The organism is Amycolatopsis sp. NPDC043889 (assembly GCF_056435645.1).
Genome location: NZ_JBWKEC010000040.1, coordinates 13,608 through 33,908, shown reverse-complemented (window position 1 = coordinate 33,908; position 20,301 = coordinate 13,608). Strand labels below are relative to the sequence as shown.

16 protein-coding genes are annotated in these 20,301 nt (G+C 70.0%); 10 read left to right on the top strand and 6 right to left on the bottom strand.

Features of this window, described 5'->3' with window-relative positions:
- Entirely contained in the window at nt 1-1,188 is a 1,188-nt protein-coding gene (locus AC0685_RS39295) for a cytochrome P450 (protein WP_478230141.1), read from the bottom strand.
- 50 nt (nt 1,189-1,238) lie between these two features.
- Between AC0685_RS39295 and AC0685_RS39290 the strand changes: the two genes are divergently transcribed.
- From AC0685_RS39290 to AC0685_RS39255, 8 genes are all read left to right on the top strand, one after another.
- A complete protein-coding gene (locus tag AC0685_RS39290) occupies nt 1,239-2,315 on the top strand; it encodes a M20 family metallopeptidase (protein WP_478230140.1) in 1,077 nt (358 codons plus the stop codon).
- A gap of 212 nt (nt 2,316-2,527) precedes the next feature.
- Nucleotides 2,528-2,800: a hypothetical protein gene (locus AC0685_RS39285; RefSeq protein WP_478230139.1), complete on the top strand. Its 273-nt coding sequence runs from the start codon at nt 2,528-2,530 to the stop codon at nt 2,798-2,800.
- 42 nt (nt 2,801-2,842) lie between these two features.
- Nucleotides 2,843-4,663, top strand: a complete 1,821-nt coding sequence (gene glmS, locus AC0685_RS39280) for a glutamine--fructose-6-phosphate transaminase (isomerizing) (RefSeq protein WP_478230138.1) — start codon at nt 2,843-2,845, stop codon at nt 4,661-4,663.
- Nucleotides 4,664-4,690: 27 nt separating this feature from the next.
- The gene (locus AC0685_RS39275; RefSeq protein ID WP_478230137.1) at nt 4,691-5,044 is read left to right on the top strand and encodes a YciI family protein; all 354 of its coding nucleotides are present in this window, start codon (nt 4,691-4,693) and stop codon (nt 5,042-5,044) included.
- A 5-nt stretch (nt 5,045-5,049) separates the two neighbouring features.
- Nucleotides 5,050-6,231 carry an RNA polymerase sigma factor gene (locus AC0685_RS39270; protein WP_478230136.1) on the top strand — a complete coding sequence of 394 codons (1,182 nt, stop codon included), beginning with the start codon at nt 5,050-5,052 and terminating at the stop codon, nt 6,229-6,231.
- 148 nt (nt 6,232-6,379) lie between these two features.
- The gene (locus AC0685_RS39265; RefSeq protein ID WP_478230135.1) at nt 6,380-7,141 is read left to right on the top strand and encodes a DeoR/GlpR family DNA-binding transcription regulator; all 762 of its coding nucleotides are present in this window, start codon (nt 6,380-6,382) and stop codon (nt 7,139-7,141) included.
- The gene (locus AC0685_RS39260; RefSeq protein ID WP_478230134.1) at nt 7,138-8,031 is read left to right on the top strand and encodes a carbohydrate ABC transporter permease; all 894 of its coding nucleotides are present in this window, start codon (nt 7,138-7,140) and stop codon (nt 8,029-8,031) included. Before AC0685_RS39265 ends, AC0685_RS39260 begins: the two co-directional genes overlap by 4 nt.
- A gap of 2 nt (nt 8,032-8,033) precedes the next feature.
- Nucleotides 8,034-8,861 (top strand): carbohydrate ABC transporter permease, encoded by an 828-nt coding sequence (locus AC0685_RS39255; protein WP_478230133.1) that lies wholly within the window; start codon nt 8,034-8,036, stop codon nt 8,859-8,861.
- Between the two features lie 250 nt (nt 8,862-9,111).
- On the opposite strand, the gene AC0685_RS39250 is transcribed toward AC0685_RS39255, so the two are convergent.
- From AC0685_RS39250 to AC0685_RS39230, 5 genes are all read right to left on the bottom strand, one after another.
- Nucleotides 9,112-10,347: an HNH endonuclease signature motif containing protein gene (locus tag AC0685_RS39250; protein ID WP_478230132.1), complete on the bottom strand. Its 1,236-nt coding sequence runs from the start codon at nt 10,345-10,347 to the stop codon at nt 9,112-9,114.
- Between the two features lie 211 nt (nt 10,348-10,558).
- On the bottom strand, nt 10,559-11,920 hold the full coding sequence (locus AC0685_RS39245) for a GH1 family beta-glucosidase (RefSeq protein ID WP_478230131.1): 1,362 nt from the start codon (nt 11,918-11,920) through the stop codon (nt 10,559-10,561).
- 11 nt (nt 11,921-11,931) lie between these two features.
- Nucleotides 11,932-13,191 (bottom strand): ABC transporter substrate-binding protein, encoded by a 1,260-nt coding sequence (locus tag AC0685_RS39240; RefSeq protein ID WP_478230130.1) that lies wholly within the window; start codon nt 13,189-13,191, stop codon nt 11,932-11,934.
- A gap of 20 nt (nt 13,192-13,211) precedes the next feature.
- Nucleotides 13,212-16,865, bottom strand: coding sequence for a BTAD domain-containing putative transcriptional regulator (locus AC0685_RS39235; protein ID WP_478230182.1), 3,654 nt, complete (start codon nt 16,863-16,865; stop codon nt 13,212-13,214).
- A 60-nt stretch (nt 16,866-16,925) separates the two neighbouring features.
- A complete protein-coding gene (locus tag AC0685_RS39230) occupies nt 16,926-18,989 on the bottom strand; it encodes a BTAD domain-containing putative transcriptional regulator (protein ID WP_478230129.1) in 2,064 nt (687 codons plus the stop codon).
- A gap of 277 nt (nt 18,990-19,266) precedes the next feature.
- Here AC0685_RS39230 and AC0685_RS39225 point away from each other — a divergent pair, with 277 nt between their 5' ends.
- On the top strand, nt 19,267-19,518 hold the full coding sequence (locus AC0685_RS39225) for a hypothetical protein (protein WP_478230128.1): 252 nt from the start codon (nt 19,267-19,269) through the stop codon (nt 19,516-19,518).
- Between the two features lie 82 nt (nt 19,519-19,600).
- On the top strand, nt 19,601-20,236 hold the full coding sequence (locus tag AC0685_RS39220) for a helix-turn-helix transcriptional regulator (protein WP_478230127.1): 636 nt from the start codon (nt 19,601-19,603) through the stop codon (nt 20,234-20,236).
- Nucleotides 20,237-20,301: the final 65 nt, after the last annotated feature.

The following is a 20,301-nucleotide window of genomic DNA, read 5'->3' as shown; positions in this document are numbered from 1 at the left end:
TCAGGCGAATTCGAGCGGCAGGCTTTCGAGGCCGCGCAGCGTCACTTGCTTCACCCAGACCGGATCCGCGGTCCGGTGGAAGGCGCGGCCGGCGCCGAGCAGCGCCTCGAACAGGGTGCGGCCCTCCAGTCGCGCCAGCGGGGCGCCGAGGCAGAAGTGGATGCCTTGCCCCAGCGCGAGATGTCTCGGCGAGGGACGGCCGACGTCGAAGCGGTCCGGGTCCTCGTGCGCGCGCGGGTCGCGGTTGGCCGCTCCCAGCAGCACGACCGTCTGTGCGCCCTCGCCGACGGACTGGCCGCCGACGGTCGTGTCCCGCAGCGCGAGCCGCGTGGTCAGCTGGACGGGAGAGTCGTACCGGAGCATCTCCTCGACCGCGTTCGGGATCTTCGAGCGGTCTTCGGCCAGTTCCCGGTGCTGGCCCGGATGGTTCAGCAACGCGAGGATCCCGTTGCCGATCAGGTTGGTCGTCGTTTCGTGCCCGGCGACCAGCAGGAGCATCGCGGTGATCACCAGTTCGCCTTCGCTGAGCCGGTCGCCCTCGTCGGACACCGACACCAGATCGGAGAACAGGTCGCCGGTCGGCCGCCTCCGCCGTTCCTTCGCCAGCTCGCGGAAGTAGGCGACGAATTCGCGCCGGGCGGCGACGGCCGCGGCGACGGTTTCCTTCGCGATCAGGAAAGAGGGGTCGAGCGCGCGCCCCATGGCGTGCGACCAGCCTTCGAAGCGGTCGCGGTCGGCCAGCGGTACCCCGAGCAGCTCGCTGATGACCACGACCGGCAACGGCTTCGCGACCTCGGTTATCAGGTCGAATTCGCCCATTTCGAGCGCTTTCGACACCAGTTCCTTCGCCAGTTCTTCGATCCTCGGGGCGAGCTGCTCGACCATCCTCGGCGTGAACGCCTTGGAGACCAGCCGCCGCAGCCGCGTGTGATCGGGCGGGTCGAGCGCGAGGAACGACCGGATCACCCGGCCCTGCTCGTCGACCGGCTCGTTCTCGTGCGGATCCGGCAGTACCTCGGGCTCCGAGTGCCCGAACGCGGGGTTCTTCAGCAGCGCCGATGCCTCTTCGAACCCGCTGACCACGAAGAACCGGTCGGCGGCCTCGAACACCGGGCCGCGGGCGAAGACCTGGCGGTAGAACGGATACGGATCGGCTCTGGTCTCCGGTGCGAGCAGGTTTTCGAGCATGATCCCGATCCTATGCGCGACGGCGTTCTCGCCTGCGCGAAAGTATCGGCATGACTGTCGACGCGATGATCGAAGACCTCAGGACCCTCGTCGAGATCGAGTCGCCTTCGGGGGACATCGAGGCTTTGACGGCGTCGGCCGAGGCGCTCGCCGCCCTCGTCGAGGCTCGACTCGGTGGAACGGCGAGCCTGGTGGAGAGCGCGGCGGGACCGCACGTCCGGTGGTCCGGCGGCGGCGAACCGCGCGTGCTGATCCTCGGGCACCACGACACCGTGTTCCCGGTCGGCACGCTGGCCCGCCGACCGTTCGCGGTGACCGGCGGCCGGGTGACCGGACCCGGGGTGTTCGACATGCTCGGCGGGCTGGTGCAGGCGATCCACGGCCTGGCCGCGCTCGGCGACAGGACCGGGGTCGAGATCCTGGTGACGGCCGACGAGGAGACGGGCTCGCACGAATCCCGCGCGCTCATCGAGGAGCGCGCCCGCGCGTGCGGCGCGGTGCTCGTGTTCGAAGGAGCGGCCGACGGCGGCGGCCTCAAGATCGGCCGCAAGGGCTGTGGCACGCTCGAGGTCGTCGTCACCGGCCGGGCGTCGCACGCCGGCCTCGAGCCCGCGGCCGGGGTCAACGCGCTGACCGAAGCCGCGCATCAGGTGCTGGCGATCGCCGCGCTCGACCGGCCCGAGGCCGGGACGAGCGTCACCCCGACGGTCGCCTCGGCGGGAACGGCGAGCAACGTCGTGCCCGCGTCCGCGACCGTCGTGGTCGACGTGCGGGTCGAGTCCGCCGAGGAGAAGGAGCGCGTCGAAGCCGGGTTCGCCGCGCTCACCCCGCGCCTGCGAGGGGCGGAACTCGTGGTGCGGGGCGGGATCCACCGGCCGCCGATGCCCGAGTCGGCGGCCGCGGACCTCTTCGCCGTCGCGCGACGGCTGCTGCCCGGAGTCGCCGGGGTGGCCGTCGGCGGCGGGAGCGACGGCAACCTCACGGCCGCGATCGGCGTCCCGACCCTCGACGGGCTCGGCGCCGTCGGCGGCGGCGCGCACGCCGATCACGAGTACCTGCTGGTCGAGTCGATGGTGGAACGGGCAGAGCTGGCCGCCGGGCTGGTGAAGGCGATCCGGGGCCACTGATCGCCGCGCATTCAGTCGACTGACTGCGGGACTTCGGTCTCGCGGGCGGCAAGGGATGAAGGTCGAGTTTCCTACCCTCAGGGTAGTGAAGGAGGCCTTCACGGACTGGCCGGGCATCCCACCGCCGCATTCAGTCGACTAAGCGCGAGGGGTGACTCGCCAGTTCTTGCCCGATTTCGGGCAAGAACTGGCGTTTCGATAGCCCGATGTGCATGATGGGCTCCGTGGAGGACGCGGACATCGTCGAGCAGGTGGCCTTGTCGACGGGTCTGTCGACGGCCATCGCCGCCCGTGTCGTCGAGGACGTCCTGGCGTTCTACCGGCAGCCGGTCGAGCAGTACGTCCGTGAGCGGCATGCCCGGTTGCAGGCCGATGGCAGGAAGAACCCGGAGATCTTCCCCCGTATCGCCGGCGAGTTGAGCCGTCGTCTCGTCGCGCCTCCCGACCTGTCCGAGCGGCAACTGCGCCGCATCGTCTACGGCTGACGGAACACGCCCGTCCGTTTTCTTTTGTGAGGTTGACTCGTCATGTGCGGAATCGTCGGCTACATCGGCGGCCAGAACGCCGCCCCGATCCTGATCGAGGGGCTGACGCGGCTGGAGTACCGCGGCTACGACTCGGCCGGGATCTCCGTCCTGGGCGGTAAAGGCGCCCAGGTGCACCGGATCGTGGGGCGAGTGCGGAATCTGACGGCCGCGCTGCCCAAGCGGCTCGCGGGCAAGGTCGGCATCGGGCACACGAGGTGGGCGACGCACGGCCCGGCGACCGAGGCGAACGCCCATCCGCACGTCTCCGAGGACGGCCGGATCTCCGTGGTGCACAACGGGATCATCGACAACGCCGACGCGCTGCGCGAGCAGCTCACCCAGGCCGGGGTGACGCTGTCGTCCGAGACCGACACCGAGGTGCTCGCCCACCTGATCGCGCGGTCGAGCGCCAAGACACTGGAAGACGCGGTCGTCGAGGCCGTCTCCCGCGTCACCGGTACTTACGCCATCGCCGTGACCGACACCGGGCACCCCGACCGGGTCGTGGTCGCGCGGAACGGTTCGCCGCTGATCATCGGCGTCGGCGACCGGGAGATGTTCGTGGCCAGTGACCTGTCCGCGCTGGTCCGGCACACCTCGCAGGTGGTGCACCTCGACGACGGCGAGTTCGCCAGCGTCTCGGCCACCGGCTACCGCACCTTCACCGTCGACGAGAGTGACACCGGCAAGGCCGCGACGGCGATCGACATCCAGGCCGACGACCTCGACCTCGGCGGGCACCGGCACTACATGTACAAGGAGATCCAGGAACAGCCGGAATGCCTGGAGCGGATGATCCGCGGACGGCTGGACGACCGGTTCGGAGTGTCCCGTTTGGACGGTCTGAACCTGACTCCCCGTGATCTGCGCGGCTTCGCGAGGGTGAAGATCCTCGGCTGCGGTTCGGCGTACTACGCGGGCCAGATCGGTGCCACCATGATCGAGGACCTGGCGCGGGTCCCGGCCGACGCGGAGGCCGCGTCCGAGTTCCGTTACCGCAACCCCATCATCGAAGCGGACACCCTCTACATCGCGGTCAGCCAGTCCGGCGAGACGGCGGACACCGCGTTCGCCGTCGAAGAGGTCAAGCGCAAGGGCGGCCGGGTGGTCGGCCTCGTGAACGTCGTGGGATCGACGATCGCGCGGGCCTGCGACGGTGGCCTGTACCTGCACGCCGGCCCGGAGATCGCCGTCGCGTCGACCAAGGCGCTCACCAACATGGCCGTCGGGTTCGCGATGATCGCGCTGGCGCTGGGCCGCGTCCGCGATCTGTCCAACGCGGACGGACAGCGCATCGTCGCGGCACTCCGCGCGCTGCCGAAGCAGGTCGCGGCCATCGTCGAGGCGGAGGACCGGATCGCCGAGCACGCCAAGATCTGCGCGGACGCGCGGAGCCTGTTCTTCATCGGCCGGGTCCGCGGCTTCCCAGTGGCACGGGAGGGCGCGCAGAAGTTCAAGGAGATCTCGTACCGGCACGCGGAGGCATACCAGACCTCGGAGCTCAAGCACGGCCCGCTCGCGCTGATCGACGAGGAGCTGCCGACGGTCGCGATCGTGCCGTCCGACGACCTCGCCGACCGCAACCTGGCCGCGATGCAGCAGATCAAGGCGCGCAAGGGGCAGGTGCTGGCGATCACCCACGACGACGTGGACTTCGGCGATCTCGACGTGCCGCGGTTCGTGGTCCCGCGATCGGAGCCGGAACTCGACCCGATCCTGCTCACCATTCCGCTGCAACTGCTGGCCTACCACGCGGCGCTGATCCTCGGTCACGACATCGACAAGCCGCGTAACCTCGCGAAGTCCGTCACCGTGGAATGATCTCCTGAGCCGTCGAAGGGGTCCGACATGAGGCAGTACCTGCTCGCCGTCCAGCTCGACGAGAGCGAACGGGACGCGCCCGAGGAAGAGGTCCGGGCGATGCTGGCCAGGACGGGCAAGGTCACCGACGAGATGAAGGCCGCCGGGTCCTGGGTCTTCGTGGGCGGTCTGGAGCACTCGGACGTCTCCACGGTCGTCCGCCCCGAAGGCGGCACGATCACGATCACCGACGGGCCGTTCGCCGAGACGAAGGAACAGCTCGGCGGGTTCTGGGTGATCCAGGTCGACGACCTCGACCAGGCGCTGGCCTGGGCCGAGAAATGCGCGCTCGCCTGCGGGCAGCCGATCGAAGTGCGGCCGTTCGGCGACCCGTCTCGGTGACGCCGATGGATCTCGACGGGATCTACCGGGCGGAGTACGGCCGGTGTGTGGCCACCCTGACCCGCCTCCTCGGCGACATCTCGCTCGCCGAGGAGGCGGTTCAGGACGCGTTCGCGACGGCGGTGGAGAAGTGGGCGGAGACGCCGCCCAATCCGGGCGCGTGGATCGTGACCACCGCTCGCAACCGCGCGATCGACCGCCTTCGCCGGGAATCCTCCCGCGAGGCCCGGCACGCCCAGGCGCTGCTCCTGCACCCCCAGGACGAGCCGCGGGAGGAGGGGCCGGTCCGCGACGACCAGCTCCGCATGATCTTCACCTGTTGCCATCCGGCGCTTTCGCCGCTCGCGCGGACCGCGCTCACCCTGCGCCTGATCGGCGGGCTGGAGGTGGGGGAGATCGCGCGGGCGTACCTCGTCCCGGAACCGACCGTGGCCCAGCGGATCGTCCGCGCCAAGAAGAAGATCCGCGACGCGGGCATCCCGTACCGGGTGCCGGGGAGCGGTGAACTGCCGGATCGGCTGGACTCCGTGCTCACCGTGCTCTACCTGATCTTCAACGAGGGGTACGCGTCCACGTCGGGCGACCTGCTGCGGACGGACCTGTGCGTGGAGGCGGTGCGCCTGACGAGGGCGCTCGCCGATCTGATGCCCGGCGAGCCGGAGGTGATCGGGCTGCTGGCACTGCTCCTGCTCACCGAAGCCCGGCGCCCCGCGCGGGTGGGGCCTTCAGGTGAGCTGGTGGTGCTCGCGGAGCAGGACCGGTCGTCGTGGAACCGGGAACTGATCGCCGAGGGCCACGAACTGGTGCGGCGATGCCTGCGCCTCGGCCGTCCTGGCCCATACCAGGTGCAGGCCGCGATCAACGCCGTGCACACGGACGGCGAGTCGACCGACTGGACACAGGTGCTGGCGCTCTACGACCAGCTGTGGCGGCTCACCCCGACGCCGGTCGTCGCGCTCAACCGCGCGGTCGCCGTCGCCGAGGTGCACGGCCCGGCGGCGGCACTGGCCGCGATCGAGGGACTGGACCTGCCCGGGTATCACCATCTGCCCGCCACACGGGCGAACCTGCTGTCCCGCCTCGGCCGGACCTCGGACGCCGTCGCCGCCTACGACGAGGCGATCGCCTTGGCCACCAACGACACGGAACGGGCTTTCCTGCGGGCCAAACGGGCAGTCCTGTCGTAGTTTCGGGCAACCGTCGACGAAAACGCCGCGCCCGTTGTGTCCTCAATGGACAGAGCGTCGTGTTCCGGATGAGGGGTTCCGTTGTCGGACCGGTGAGAAACCAACTATTGTCGCCATGACCGCTCATCCGCCAGGCAGGAGGTGACCGTTGTACGCCGAAGAGCGGCAGCGCGCCATCCTCAAGCAGGCCCGGCAGAAGGGCCGGGTCGACGTGTCGACGCTCGCGGCGGCTTTCGAGATCACCAGCGAGACCGTCCGCCGTGACCTGACGGCGCTGGAACGCAGCGGAGCGGTGCGACGGGTGCACGGCGGCGCGATCCCCGTCGAGCGGCTGGGCATCGAGCCTGGGCTCGACGCCCGCGACGCGGTGATGAGCGCGGAAAAGGACCGCATCGCCGCCGCGGCGCTGGAGCAGATCCCCGACGGGGGCGCGATCCTGCTGGACTCGGGCACCACGGTGGCCCGGCTGGCGAACCTCGTCCCCGCCGACCGTGGGCTGACCGTGGTCACCCCTTCGCTGCCGAACGCGTTCACCCTCGCCAACCGGCCCGGCGTCACGCTGATGCTGGTCGGGGGACGACTGCGCGGCCACACCATGGCGTCTGTCGACGGCTGGGCGCTCGACGCTCTCAAGGACACGTACGTCGACGTCGCTTTCCTGGGTACCAACGGTCTTTCCGTCGAGCGAGGGCTCACAACCCCGGACACCGCCGAGGCGATGGTGAAGCGCGCGGCCATCGCGTCCGCCCGGCGGACGGTGCTGCTGGCCGATCACACGAAGATCGGCGACGACCATTTCGCCCGGTTCGGGGGCCTTTGCGACGTCGACACCCTGATCACCGACAGCGGCGTCGAACCGGAGGAGATCGACGACATCAGCCGGGCAGGCGTCAAGGTGATCATCGTTTGAAGCGTACGGGCGAGCGGCTCGCCGGATACCTGATGACAGCGCCGTTCTACGTCCTCTTCGGCGTGTTCGGTCTTTTCCCGTTGCTCTACACCGCCTGGGTGGCGCTGCACCATTGGCATCTGGTCAACGGTGACACCGGATTCGCAGGGCTCGGCAACTTCGCCGTGCTGCTCCAGGATCAGTACTTCTACAACGCGCTCTTCAACACGGTCAGCATCTTCGTCCTTTCGACGGTCCCGCAACTGCTGGCCGCGCTCGGTCTCGCGGCGCTCCTCGACCGTCCCCTGCGGGCGCGGACCCTGTGGCGGGCGAGTGCGCTGTTGCCCAACGTCGTCTCGGTGGTCGCGGTGGCGCTGGTGTTCAGTCAGCTGTTCGCCGAAGACTACGGCGTCGTCAACTGGGCGCTGGGCCTGGTGGGGCTCGACCCGGTGGACTGGCGTTCGGACCGGTTCGCCTCGCACGTCGCGGTGAGCACGATGGTGATGTGGCGCTGGACCGGCTACAACGCGCTGCTCTACCTGGCGGCCATGCAATCCGTGCCGCAGGAACGCTACGACGCCGCGATGCTCGACGGTGCCTCGCGCTGGCGGACCTTCTGGTCCATCACCGTGCCCGCGATCCGGCCGACCATCGCCTTCACCGTCGTCGTCTCGACGATCGGCGGGTTGCAGCTGTTCGCGGAGCCGCAGCTGTTCGACGACACCGGCGTCAACGGGACGGGCGGCGCCGACCGGCAGTTCCAGACCCTCGCCATGTACCTGTACGAAAAGGGGTTCGGCGAGTTCGACGCCGGATACGCGGCGGCCATCGCGTGGTTGCTGTTCCTGTGCTCGGCCGTGTTCGCGCTGGTCAACTTCTCGCTCGTGCGCCGGATGCGGGGCGGTGAGTGACCGTGGCGGCCAGGGAACGGACCGGTTTCGTCGTCTACGGGCTGCTGCTCGCCGTCGCCGTCGCGTCGATCTTCCCGTTGTACTGGTCGTTCGTGGTGTCCTCGAAGGACAACTCCGCCCTCGGCGAGACCACGCCGCCATTGCTGCCTGGCGGCAACCTGATCGAGAACGTGGGCAGGGTCTTCGGGACCGTCGACTTCTGGCTGGCGATGCAAAACTCGCTGATCGTCGCCGGCACGGTGACCGTGTCGAACGTGCTGCTCTCCAGCATGGCCGGCTTCGCCTTCGCGCGACTGCGCTTCCCGGGCCGCGACTCGCTCTTCCTGGTGGTCATCGGTACCGCCATGGTGCCTGCCCAGCTGGGCGTCATCCCGCTCTACCTCGTGGTCGGCGAACTCGGCTGGTACGGACGGCTGGAGGCGGTGATCGTGCCCGGGCTGATCGGCGCGTTCAGCGTGTTCTGGATGCGGCAGGCGTGCGAGGAGGCGATCCCCGGCGAACTGCTCGACGCCGGACGCGTCGACGGCTGTTCGGCGGCGCGGCTGTTCTGGCACGTCGCCATGCCCGCCATCCGCCCTCAGGCCGCCGTGCTCGCGATGCTGACGTTCATGACCGCGTGGAACGACTTCTTCTGGCCGCTGATCGTGCTCGACCCCAACGCGCATCCGACCGTCCAGGTGGCGTTGTCGCGGCTGGCGAGCGGCTACTTCACCGACTACTCGCTGATGCTCACCGCAGCAACCATCGGTGTGCTTCCGGTGATCGTGCTGTTCATCCTGCTGGCCAGGAAGGTGGTCGACGGCGTGATGCGGGGGGCGCCGCGGGCCTGACGACCGCGGTCGGGTTTGGGCCCTGTTCTCGTGGCCGGGTGGTTGCCGTTTTTCGGCGAGGGCAGGGTGTTGTGTTGTCGCTTGGTGCGGCCGCGGTTGTGTCGAGTGGCTGGGCCATGGCCGTTTTCGGCGTCAGGAAGGCCCACGGCGTGATCACGAGCGGAGTCCAGCCCGATCGGGCCGTAGCCGTATTCCGGCGACCAGGTCGGCGCCGCTGGTTGTGGACACGTTGCCGTTTTTCGGTGACGGTTCAGAACGGTGGCTCTTCGGCGCGGGGTTCGTGCAGTGGTGGTGGTGTGCTGTGGTAGCTGCGTCCGGTGGGTGTGGTGATGGTGAGGGTGCCGTCTTCGGTGAGGTGGTAGATCCAGTCGGGTTCGTCTTTCAGGCGGTGGTCGCGGCGGCAGAGGTCGACGAGTTCGGTGTTGGCGGTGTGGCCGCCGTGCTGCCAGGGCACGGAGTGGTCGAGGTCGCAGGCTTGGGCGACACGGTGGCAGCCGGGTCTTCGGCATTCCCGGTCCCGGACCCGAACGAACTCGCCCAGTCCCGCCGTCGGCCGATACCGATCGCGGCCCAAATCCAGGACCTGCCCCGACAAGGGGTCGGTGATGATCCGCCGCAACACCGTGTCCGGCCCGGACGCGATGTGCCGGGCCAGTGAGGCGGGGATGTGGCCGTGTCCGGCCAACTCGGCGGGATCCTCGTTCAATCCCAGGTAGGTATTCAGGTCCATGTACAGGAACACTTCGGACCGTTCCCCCTTGCCACCCTGGCCGCCCAACATCAGATCGAGGGCGATGTCGGCGCGCAGCTGATCCAGGGTGCGGGTCTCGTCCCCGGTCTTGAGCGCCCGCGCCTCACGATCGATCCGCGTGTAGGCCGCGGCGACCTTCTCCACCGGGCCGTCTTCGACCTCGATCGAGGCGACCCCGGTCTCGCCGTGGCGGATCGACAACCGCCGCCCGCCACGGTGCCGCTCCGCCCGTCGAGCCGCGCCGTCACGGTCGGCCATCACCGCCGCATGATTCGCCGCCTTCCGGATCTGATCCGAATTCCTACCCGGCAGGCGGTCCTCCAACACCTCGTCCACCGCGCGGGCATCCTCGTCCGACAGCCACGCCGTCGCGGTGGCGACCTTCATCGCCCCATAACCACCCACCTCGCCGCGATCCAGCAGCCCGAGTGTCCGGGGCAGGCGGGTGGTCAACGCCGCCGCAGTCGACACCAGACCGGCCGCATGACCGTCCACAACGGACAGAGCGAACGCGACCTCCTGCACCACACTCGACGCCCCGCCACGGTGACGATTCAGCTGAGCCAACGCACGGAACCGGACCGCCTCCAACCGTGCGATCCCCTCCGACGCCGCGACAGCCGCGTCGACAGCATCCTTGTCCTCCAACGAATCCAGCCCGGCATTGACCTCCTTCAACACATCAGAAGCAGTGATTTCCTTGAGTAGCGCCACAGTGGCGTTGCGTGTGTCCACACACAGAAGCTACAACCGACCACCGACAGTTTTCGATTCCAGTGCGTCGCCGTTTTCGGCGACGACGGAAGGTTGTTGCGCGCCACCGCATCCGCATTGAACCGGGTGCTGTCTTTGAGTGGTTGAGGCCGAACCGCAGTGTGTGACCACAGGGCATGCGCCCGGCCACCGGCAGCCACCGGTGCGTCGCCGTTTTCCGGCAACAACGCCGTCACAGCCCGTTGCGCGCCACCACGTCCGCGTAGAACCGGGCGCTGTCCTTGAGTACCCGTTCCTGTGTTTCGAAGTCGACGTGCACGAGGCCGAACCGCTGGGTGTAGCCCATCGCCCACTCGAAGTTGTCCAGCAGCGACCAGGCCATGTAGCCGCGGACGTCGGCGCCGCGTTGGATCGCGTCGTGCACGGCGGCGAGGTGTTCGGCGAAGTACCGCACGCGTTTCTCGTCGTGCACCCGCCCGTCGACGACCTCGTCCTCGAACGCGGCACCGTTCTCGGCGATCACGAGCGGCAGGCCGGGGCAGTGTTCGTGCAGCCACAGCAACAGTTCGGTGAAGCACTCCGGCCGCTGTTCCCAGCCGAGCGAGGTCAGGTCGCCGCGGGGCGGCTGGACGTCCATTCCGCGCAGACCGGGCAGCGGGCAGTTGCTGTCGGCCTCGGGGTCTTCGAGCGGGACCGCGCGGGCGGGCGCGTAGTAGTTGACGCCGAGGACGTCCAGCGGCTGCGCGATGATCTCCAGATCGCCGTCGGCGATCGCCGGTTCCAGCGTGCCGAGATGCGCCAGATCCGCCAGCAGCTCGGGCGGATAGCCGCGGCCCAGTAGCGGATCGAGGAAGAACCTGTTGTGCAGGAAGTCGAACTTGCGTGCGGCCTCACGGTGCGCTGCGTCGTCCACATCGGTCAGCACCGGGGCGAAGTTGAGCACGATGGACACTTCCTGCCCACTGCCGTTCGCCCGCAACGCCTGCACGGCCTTGCCGTGCGCGAGCAGGAGGTTGTGCCCGGCGACCAGTGCCGCGCCCTCGTCGCGGATGCCCGGCGCGTGATCGCCGTTGCCATAGCCGATGAAGGCGGCGCAGAACGGCTCGTTGATCGTGGTCCACTGCCGCACCCGGTCACCGAGTACATTGTGGACGGTCAGTGCGTAGTCGGCGAAAAGGCTCGCGAGGTCACGGTGCGGCCAGCCGCCTTCCGCCTGCAGCGCTTCCGGGAGATCCCAGTGGTAGAGCGTCACCATCGGGGTGATCCCGTGTTCCAGAACGGTGTCGACAAGGCGATCGTAGAAGGCGAGGCCGCGTGGTTCGACCGCGCGGCCGTCCGGCATGATCCGCGACCACGCGATTGAGAACCGGTAGTAGGGCACGCCGAGGCCGTTCAGCAGTCCGATGTCCTCACGGTAGCGCCGGTAGTGGTCGCAGGCCGGGTCTCCGGTGGCGCCGTCGAGCACCAGGCCGGGCTGTGCGGTGAAAGTGTCCCAAATGGACGGTCCGCGGCCGTCCACCGTCGTCGATCCCTCGATCTGGTACGCCGCGGTGGCCGTGCCCCAGCGGAACCCGGCCGGAAACCTGCGTGTCACGCCGTCCCCGCTCAGTTGGCGGCCGCGGCGCGGCCTTCGGTCGCCGCCTGGCTCCACGCCTGGTCGAGCGATTGCTTCCCCTCTTCGACGCGGCCGAGCGCGTGCCCGTACACCGGCCGCACCTCGCCGTCGCGCAGCCCGCGGTAGTTCGGCCGCAGGGCCTCGGCGGAGGCCGCGAAGATCTTGCCGATCGGCGCGCCGCTGAAGTACTGACTGGTGTGGGAAAGCACGGCGGTGTCCTGGTACGCGCCCAGCGCGCTCGGCAGCAGCCCGCTTTCCAGGAAGATCCGCTTTTGCTGTTCGGGCGCGGTGAGCCAGACGGCGAGGTCGTAGGCTTCCTTGCGGTGCGCGCCCTGCTTCGGGACGGTCAGGAACGAGCCGCCCCAGTTGCCGGCCTTGCCCGGAACCGAGGTGACGTCCCATTTACCCGCGAGCTCCGGTCCGCCCGCCTCTTCGATCTGGGTGAGCATCCACGCGGGACAGGTGATGGCGGCGAACCGGCTCTGCTTGATCGCCACCGTCCACGGCTGGGTGAAGGTGGTGACCGCGGCCGTCTCCTTCTTCAGCGCCATCCCGCCCGCCAGCTCGAAGGCCTTGCGCACGTTCGGGTTCGTGTCGGCGATGAACCGCTCGTCCTTGGAGAAGTAGTTTTCCTGTGCCTGGTTGAGCATCGCCGTGTAGACGGTGCCCGCCGAGTCGGCGAATTTTACGTCGTCCGGTGCCTTCGCGCTGAACCGCTCGCCGGTTTCGGCGAACTTCTCCCAGGTCGGCCACAGCGCGGCCACCTGGTCGCGGTCGGACGGCAGGCCCGCGTTCGCGAACAGGTCGCGCCGGTAGCAGAGCGCGAGGCTGCCCATGTCGGTGCCGAGGCCCATCACGAACTTCCCGTTTTCGGCGGTGCCCTGGTCCCATTTCCAGGCAGGCCACTGCTCGCGGAGGCCCTGCGCGCCGAACTCGGAGAGATCGGTGAACTTGTCCGTCGACTGGCGGAACTTGGGGAGGTACTGCTCCTCGATCGCCACCACGTCCGCGCTGCCGCGCCCGGCGCCGAGTCCGGTGGCGAGCTGGCGGTGATGCGTCTCGAAGTCGGCGACCCGGCCCTCGACGGTGATCCCTGGATGGGACCTCTCGTAGTCGTCGAAGAGTTTTTCGTACCCGAACTCGCCGAAGGTGGCGACGGTGAGCTTGATCGGGCCGCCGGATTCCGGCGTGCTCGAACAGCCGGCGAGCAGCAGCACAAGGGCCGTCAAGCCGGCCAGTACGCGGGTCATGGTTCTCCTCGGTCGTGCGGTCACGCGAGTCGTCTCGGCAGCTGGTCGCCGACGGTGAGCCGGGAATCGGCGTGCAGTTTGGTCAGGACCCTGGACACCAGCGACTGCACCGTCCGCCGCGGCAGGCTCAGCTCGGCGGCGATCTCCGGGTTCGACAGCTTCGCCGCCACCAGCCGCGCGACCCGCAGTTCCAGCGGCGAGAGCGCCCCGCTGTGCCGGGGACTCCGCTCGGCGCGGCTCAGCACGCCGTAGCGGCGCAGCCTGCTTTCCGCCCGGCGGATGCTCCAGGTGGCCCCGACCTCGCCGAGCACCTCGCACGCTTCGGTGAGCGAACGGGTCGCCGCTTCGAGGTAACCGGCGCGGCCGAGCAGTTCGGCGGCGTCCTCGAGCGCGGCCGCGAGTTCGATCGGGCGGTGGACCTCGCGGTAGTGATCGGCCGCGGCCAGCATGCCTTCGGGGTCGCCGTCGATCAGCGACCGGCACCGGAGAGCGGCCGCGGTGGCCCTGGCGGGAACGGTCTCCTGGCTCGCCTCCTCGGCGCAGACGGCGAGCGCGTCCTGTGCGACGGCGTCGTTCCCGGCGGCGAGCGCGACGCGGACGACGTCGGGAAGCCATTGGTGGCGCAGCATCATCCGGGCGTAGTCGGGGCGCAGCACCGGCGCGAACAGCCGCAGCGCGTCGTCGAGTTCGCCGCGTTGCTCGGCGGCCATCGCCTGTGCCGCCAGGTAGAAGTCGCAGCTCTCGCGCTCGGACGAGTTCGACGGAGAGTGCGCCTCGGCCGCTTCCAGATGGGCGCGGACGGCGACGCGTTCGTCGCGATGGCCCGCGATGAGGGCGGCGACCCCGTGCAACAGCAGGGCGGCGGCGCCCGGCTCGCGGACACCGTAGAAGGTGATCGCCGGGCCGTCCTCGGTGACCGAGTCCAATTCGGCCAGCGCCTCGTCCCAGCGGCCGGTCCAGTAGTAGTGCACGGCCGCCGAGACCTGCGGACCGGTCGGCAGGCCGTGCCGCGCGGCCGTCTCGTACCCGGCGTGCAGCGTGGCGTCGGCCTCGGCGAGCCGGTCGAGGTTCTGCAGGGTGAACAGGCGGTTGTCGAGGAGGTCGAACCGCAGGGTCGCCAGGTCGGACTCGTCGCCGGTGGTCTCGAGCGCCGCGTCGATCGCGGTCAGCGCCCGGTCGTGCTCGCGGCGGATCGAGTGCACGAGCCACAACGTCTGCTGCGCGTGCGCGGCGGGATAGCGTTCGCCCGCCTCCGCCGCCTCGGCGTGCAGCCCCCGCGCGATCCGCTCGGTCTCGTCGAGATCGGCGAGCGTGCCGCGCCGGAAGTTGGCGAGCAGTGTCCGGGTGCTGGTGCGCCACAGCTCCGGCATCGACGGGTCGTCCGCGGTGTCGGCGAGTGCCTCGATCGCGCCAGGCGTGTCGCCCCGCCGGTACCGCAGCGCGGCGAGGAAATGCCGCATCTGCGCCAGATCCGCCTTGTCGGTGACGGTCTTCACCGCTTGCTCGGCTTCCGCCTCGGGCGCCAGTTCGAGCCGGAACAGCACGCGCACCAGCGCCGCGATCAGCGTCTCCCGCTGCTCGCGGGTGGGCACCGTGCTGTCGAGCGCGCCGCGGAGCAGGTCGGCCGCGATATGCGGCGCGCGGTTGGACACCGCGACGTGGTTGGCGGTGAGCCAGCCCGCCAGCCACGGATCGAACGGCACCGGCCCGGCCGCCAGCTGCTCGGCGACCCGTTTGATCGGCGCGCCCGCGCGCGCGAGCGACTCGGCGGCGCGCCGGTGCAACGCGGCACGGATCGGTTCCGCGATGGCGCCGTAGAGCGCCTGACGCTGGAACGGATGGTGGAAGGCGAGTTTGTCGCCGGCGTACTCGATGACGCCCGCGGTGGTGGCGGGCTCCAGCTCCCGCAGGACCTCCAGCGGGCCCTTGTCCGCCAGCGCGGCGAGGTCCTCGACGGCGAACTCCGCGCCGAGCAGTGAGGCCGTCCGCAGGATCTCGGTTGTGCCGGGGTCGAGGCATTCCAGCGTCCTGGCCACCGCCGCCAGCAGCGACCGCGGCGCGTTCTCGGTGCCGTCCAGCGTCACCTCGGCCACGCCGTCCTTGATCCGCAGAGAGCCGGTGCGGACCAGGTCGTGCGCGATCTCCCTGGCGTAAAGCGGGTTCCCTGCCGCGCGCCGGACCAGCGGGCGCAGGCTCGGCCCGAGCTTGGCTTCGAGGACCACCTCGAACACGGCGGCGATGTCGTCGTCGGTCAGCACTTCGACCGGCATGATCTCGCCGTCCCTCGCCTCGACCCCGCGACGGAGCTGGGCGAGGTCGCGGCGGCCGTGCCCGGTGCGCGTGGCGGCGACCAGCAGAAGCGGCAGCTGACGGGTGGCGGCGGCCAGCCGCTGCCACAGCAGCACACTCGCCTCGTCCGCCCAGTGGAGGTCGTCGATCACCAGCACCAGCGGGCCCGCCGCGCAGGTCTCGTCGACCAGCGCCAGCAATTTGTCCACAGTGGACAAGATCGGGTCGGCGGGACCCCAGTTCCCGTGCGCGGGTTCGGCGTGCAGCTCGCCTGCCAGCTTGGCCTTGGCCGGATCGGCCGCGCCGTGGTGCACCCCGAGGCATTCCATGATCACCTGCAGCGGGAACCGTTGCCGCAGCTCGTCGGCCGCGGTCCAGGCGAGCTGGCAGCCACGCGCCGCGGCGCCCGCCAGCCCGGCGATCAGCAGTTCCGATTTGCCGATGCCCGGTTCGCCTTCGAGCCAGACCGGGCGGCCGCGGCCGGCGAGCACGTCGGTGACGAAGCCGTCCAGCCGCTCGACCTGCCGGGCGCGGCCGGGCAGGCGGCCCTGGCCGCCACGTTCGATCGCCTTGGCGACCGGCGGCGGCACGACGCGGACCGGAACCGGTTTCGGTCGGGTGACAGGTTTTTCGCTGCCGTCCAGGATGCGCTGGTGCAGCTCACGCAGCGGGGCACCGGGTTCGACGCCGAGTTCGTCCCGCAGTATTCGCCTGGCCTCGCGATACGCGCTGAGCGCTTCGATCTGCCGCCCGCTGGCGTGCAGGGCGCGCATGAGCGTTTCGTGCAACGACTCGCGTAACGGGTGCCGCTGCACCAGCGCGGTCAGTTCGGCCACCACTTCGCGGTGGTCACCGATGCCGAGCAGGGCCGTGGCGCGCAGTTCGGTGGCGGTGAGCTGGAGTTCGGTGAGCCGGACGCGTTCCGCTTCGGCGAACGGGCCCGGCACGCCGGAGTAGGCCTCGCCGCGCCAGAGATCGAGCGCGGTGGTGAGCCGGGCGGCCGCGCCCTGCTGATCGGTGTGGGCGAGCAGCCGCCGGGCGGCCGCCGCGTCCTGTTCGAACCGGCTGACGTCGAGCGCTTCCCTGTCCAGCCGCAGTACGTAACTCGACCCGGACGAACTCAGGACCTCGTGCGCCTCACCGCCTGCCTTGCGGATCGCGCCGCGCAGGCCGGAGACGTAGGTGTGGACGCTGCCGGTGGCGCTGGCGGGCGCCGACTCGCCCCAGACGTCCGAGATCAGTTCGCCGAGGGAGATCGCCTGGCCGCGGCGCGCCGCCAGGGTGGCGAAGACCGCGCGCTGCCGGGCGGGCCCGAGCTTCAGCTCGACGTCGTCGAGCCAGGCACGAGGCGGCCCGAGCAGCTCGACGCGCAGCCCGTTCGTCACGCCGGCTCCATTTCTCGTCATGCACCGAAAGTGGCCGGATCACTACTGTGTCCCCGCAGTTTAGGACGTCCTCGGTGCGGTTCGGTCGCGCACCCGGGCGAGTGTGTGCAGCGGCGCGCACCAGGGCCGCGCGGACCAGGAGGGCGTGGCCCCTGTTTCGGGCAAAAGGAGCGCGGCGAGCTCGCCCGCCAGGCTCCGGTGCTGATCCTCGGTCAGATCTCTTTGGTGGGAAAGCAAATGGAGCAGTTCGGCCGCCGGTCCGGTTGGCAGCGCGCGGACGTTGTCGAGCAGCCACTGCGGGATCCAACGGGCCGTCAGCTCGTCGCCGACCTGGAGCAGCTGCTCGGCGACGCGGTCCGCGGGCGCGCCGGAGCCCGCCATGGTCGCGGCGATCTCCTGGTGCAGCACGGCGCGGATGGCGGGCGGGGTGTTCGCGGCGAACACCTCCCGCACCAGCGGGACACGGAACCGCAGCCGTTCTCCCTCGGTTTCCAGCACGCGCGCGGCGAGCGCCTCTTCGACCGCTCCGATGAGCGCCCGCAGCTCGCGGCCGGTGACACCCGTCAGGTCGGCGACCGTGAACGACGAGCCGAGCAGTGCCGCCGAGTTCAGCGTTCGCTTGCACGGCACGGAAAGCGCGGCGAGATGATCTTCGACCACGGCGGCGAGCCTGCTGTGCGGCGTGACGTCGGGCTCGCGCCCGTCGGCGAATCCGGCGAACAGCTCGCACAGGTAGCCGACGTTCCCGGCGCTGTAGCCGGCGGCGAACCCGAGGAAGTCTTCGCCCGGGTCCCTGGCCAAGGTTTCCTCGGCGAGCGCGGCGACGGCCGGGCCGTCGAACGGCGGCAGTGAGATGACGTCCCCGTCGAGCCGCGAGCGGAGGACTTCGAGGGTGCGGCGCCGGGGGAGGGGCCGCGCCGAGCCGATCAGCAGCAGTGGCAGGTGCGCGGTGAACCGGTGCAGCCGCTGCCAGGCGAGCAGGCTTTCCTCGTCGGCCCAGTGCAGGTCTTCGAAGACGAGCACCCGCGGCCCTTCTTCGCACAGTTCGGTGACCGTTTTGCCGAGATCTTCGAGTGCTTCGCCGCCGAGGCTGTCGGCGATGAGGCTCAGCGGGACCGCGCCGGTCAGCTCGTCGGCTTCGACCCAGCGCGTGCGGCTCCTCGCGTCGGCGAGGGCCTCCGCCAGGAACGCGCTCTTGCCGCCGCCCGCCTCGCCGTCCAGCCAGATCGTCCCGCCGCGGCCTTCGTCCAGCAGTGCGGCCAGGTGACGGCGCACCCGGCGGAGTTCGAACTCCCGGCCGACGAGGGTGGACGGTCGTTCGGGCACGGCATGGGCCTGCCGATGCCGTGCCGGCCGGTCCTGCTGGTGCAGTGCCGGATCGTCGTCCAGGACCCGCTGCCGCAGGATGAGCAGTTCCGGCCCGGGTTCGAGACCGGACTGCTCGATGATCGTCTCGCGGGCGCGGTCGAACGCGGCCAGCGCCTCGGCCTGCCTGCCTGACCGGAACAACGCGGTGATCAGCATCCGGTGCAGGCCTTCGCGCAACGGATGGCGCTCGACCAGCACGGCGAGCTCGCCCACGAGCTCGCGGTAGCCGCCAAGGCGCAGCGCGACCTCGGCCTGGCGTTCGAGCGCGCTCATCCGCAGCTCGTTCAGCCGGGTGCGCTGGGTCTCGGCGAACGGCCCGGGGATCCCGCCGAGCGCGGAACCCCGCCATTGCCCGAGCGCGGAGCGAAGCGATTCCAGCTCCCGTTCGTGCGAGCCGGCGAGCCGGTGCGCGCGGGCCCGCTCCAGCTCCGCTTCGAAGACATGGACGTCGACCTGCTGCTTCGGCAGGTCGAGGCTGTAGCCGGCACGGCTGGCGACGAGCGGTTCGCCCGCTGGCTCCAGCGCGCGGCGCAGCGCGGAGACGTAGGTGTACACGATGCCGGTGGCGCTGTCCGGGGGCCGCTCGCCCCAGACGGCGTCGATGATCTCCTTGCGGGAGACGAACTGGCCGGCGCGCAGGGCGAGCGTGGCGAACACCGCCTGACGCTGGGCGGGACCCAGCGCGATCTCGCCTCCGCCGTGGCGGGCGGGGGAACCGCCCAGCAGCCGCACCGTCAGCGAGGAAACCTCGTCCATGACCTGCCGCCTGTGCGTCCGACTGCCGAAAAAGAGTGTCCTGCTCAGCGGAAAGCCTAGTGGCGGCGATGTGGGTTTCGCAATCAATCGGGCACTCACCGTGTGGGTTTCGGCCCTTGAGCCCGGATCATGCCGGTTCGTGGACAGTCGGATGTCCGTTCATGTGGGTTTCAGACCCCGTTCAGGCGAGGGGCGACCGGGCAAAGCCGGGCGTTCCCAGGGGCAGAATGTCCTCCGGCGCTGTTCGAAGGCATGCGCGGCTGTGCATGCTGTGACAGTGAGCCAGGATCAGGAACACTTCGCCGGCGATGTCCTGCTCAGCCTCGCCCGGAACGGCAGGCTGGTCCTCGACGCAGATGAGGCCGAAGCCCGCATCACCGAGCTTCGGCGGACGCTGGCCTTCGGCTACGCCCTTCTCGCCGACCCGGACTACACCGGACCCGAGGGCAGGCTCCGCGAGATCCTGGACGAGCTTCCCAAGTACGTCGACGCGTTTCAGCAGGCCACGAAGTCCTTCACGCCTCGTTGAGAACTCGTGGAGACTTCGTGAAGAGCTCCTTCGCAGACTGTGTCCCATCCGACTGGGGCCGCGGACAAGCGGAGGGGACGAAGTGGACACGGAAACCCGACAGATCACCGTGGCGGTGCACGCGCCCGACCCGATCACCACTGCCGGCCTGGCCAGCCAGCTGGGCACGCAGCAGGGGATCGACATCAGGGACTGGGAGCGGCGCGCCGAGACCGACGTACTGGTGTTCGCCGCCGAATGCCTGACGCCGGAGATCGTGCTCTGGCTGCGGCGGCTCGCCGCCGAGGACGGCAAGCCGGTGGTACTCGTGGTGAGCCAGATCAGCGAGGCGGAACTCGTGCCCGCCATCGAATGCCGGGTGGTGGCGGTCCTGCCGCGGTCGGCCACGACCGGCGAACGGCTGGCGCACGCCGTCCGCGCGGCGGCCACGGGCGGCGGAGTGCTCCCGCCGAGCCTGCTCGGCGAACTGCTCAAGCACGTCGAGCGGCTGCAACGCGAGGTGCTCGACCCGATGGGCGTCAACACCGCCGGGCTCACCACCCGGGAGATCGACGTCCTGCGGCTGATGGCCGAGGGCAAGGACACCGTCGAGATCGCCTGCGAGCTCAGCTACTCGGAACGCAGCGTGAAGCACATCATCCAGGGCATCACCGGACGGCTGAAGCTGCGCAACCGGCCGCACGCCGTCGCGTACGCGGTGCGGGCCGGGGTGATCTGACCGGAACCCGAACTCGCGTGTCTGGAGACGGAACTCGCGTGATCGGAGGCCGCACCGCGTCTTCC

Excerpts from the sequence above, each read along its gene's own strand:
- AC0685_RS39240 (WP_478230130.1), bottom strand. The coding sequence starts at position 13,191 with ATGACCCGCGTACTGGCCGGCTTGACGGCCCTTGTGCTGCTGCTCGCC.
- glmS (WP_478230138.1), top strand. The coding sequence starts at position 2,843 with ATGTGCGGAATCGTCGGCTACATCGGCGGCCAGAACGCCGCCCCGATC.
- AC0685_RS39270 (WP_478230136.1), top strand. The coding sequence starts at position 5,050 with ATGGATCTCGACGGGATCTACCGGGCGGAGTACGGCCGGTGTGTGGCC.
- AC0685_RS39295 (WP_478230141.1), bottom strand. The coding sequence starts at position 1,188 with ATGCTCGAAAACCTGCTCGCACCGGAGACCAGAGCCGATCCGTATCCG.
- AC0685_RS39230 (WP_478230129.1), bottom strand. The coding sequence starts at position 18,989 with ATGGACGAGGTTTCCTCGCTGACGGTGCGGCTGCTGGGCGGTTCCCCC.
- AC0685_RS39275 (WP_478230137.1), top strand. The coding sequence starts at position 4,691 with ATGAGGCAGTACCTGCTCGCCGTCCAGCTCGACGAGAGCGAACGGGAC.
- AC0685_RS39290 (WP_478230140.1), top strand. The coding sequence starts at position 1,239 with ATGACTGTCGACGCGATGATCGAAGACCTCAGGACCCTCGTCGAGATC.
- AC0685_RS39285 (WP_478230139.1), top strand. The coding sequence starts at position 2,528 with ATGATGGGCTCCGTGGAGGACGCGGACATCGTCGAGCAGGTGGCCTTG.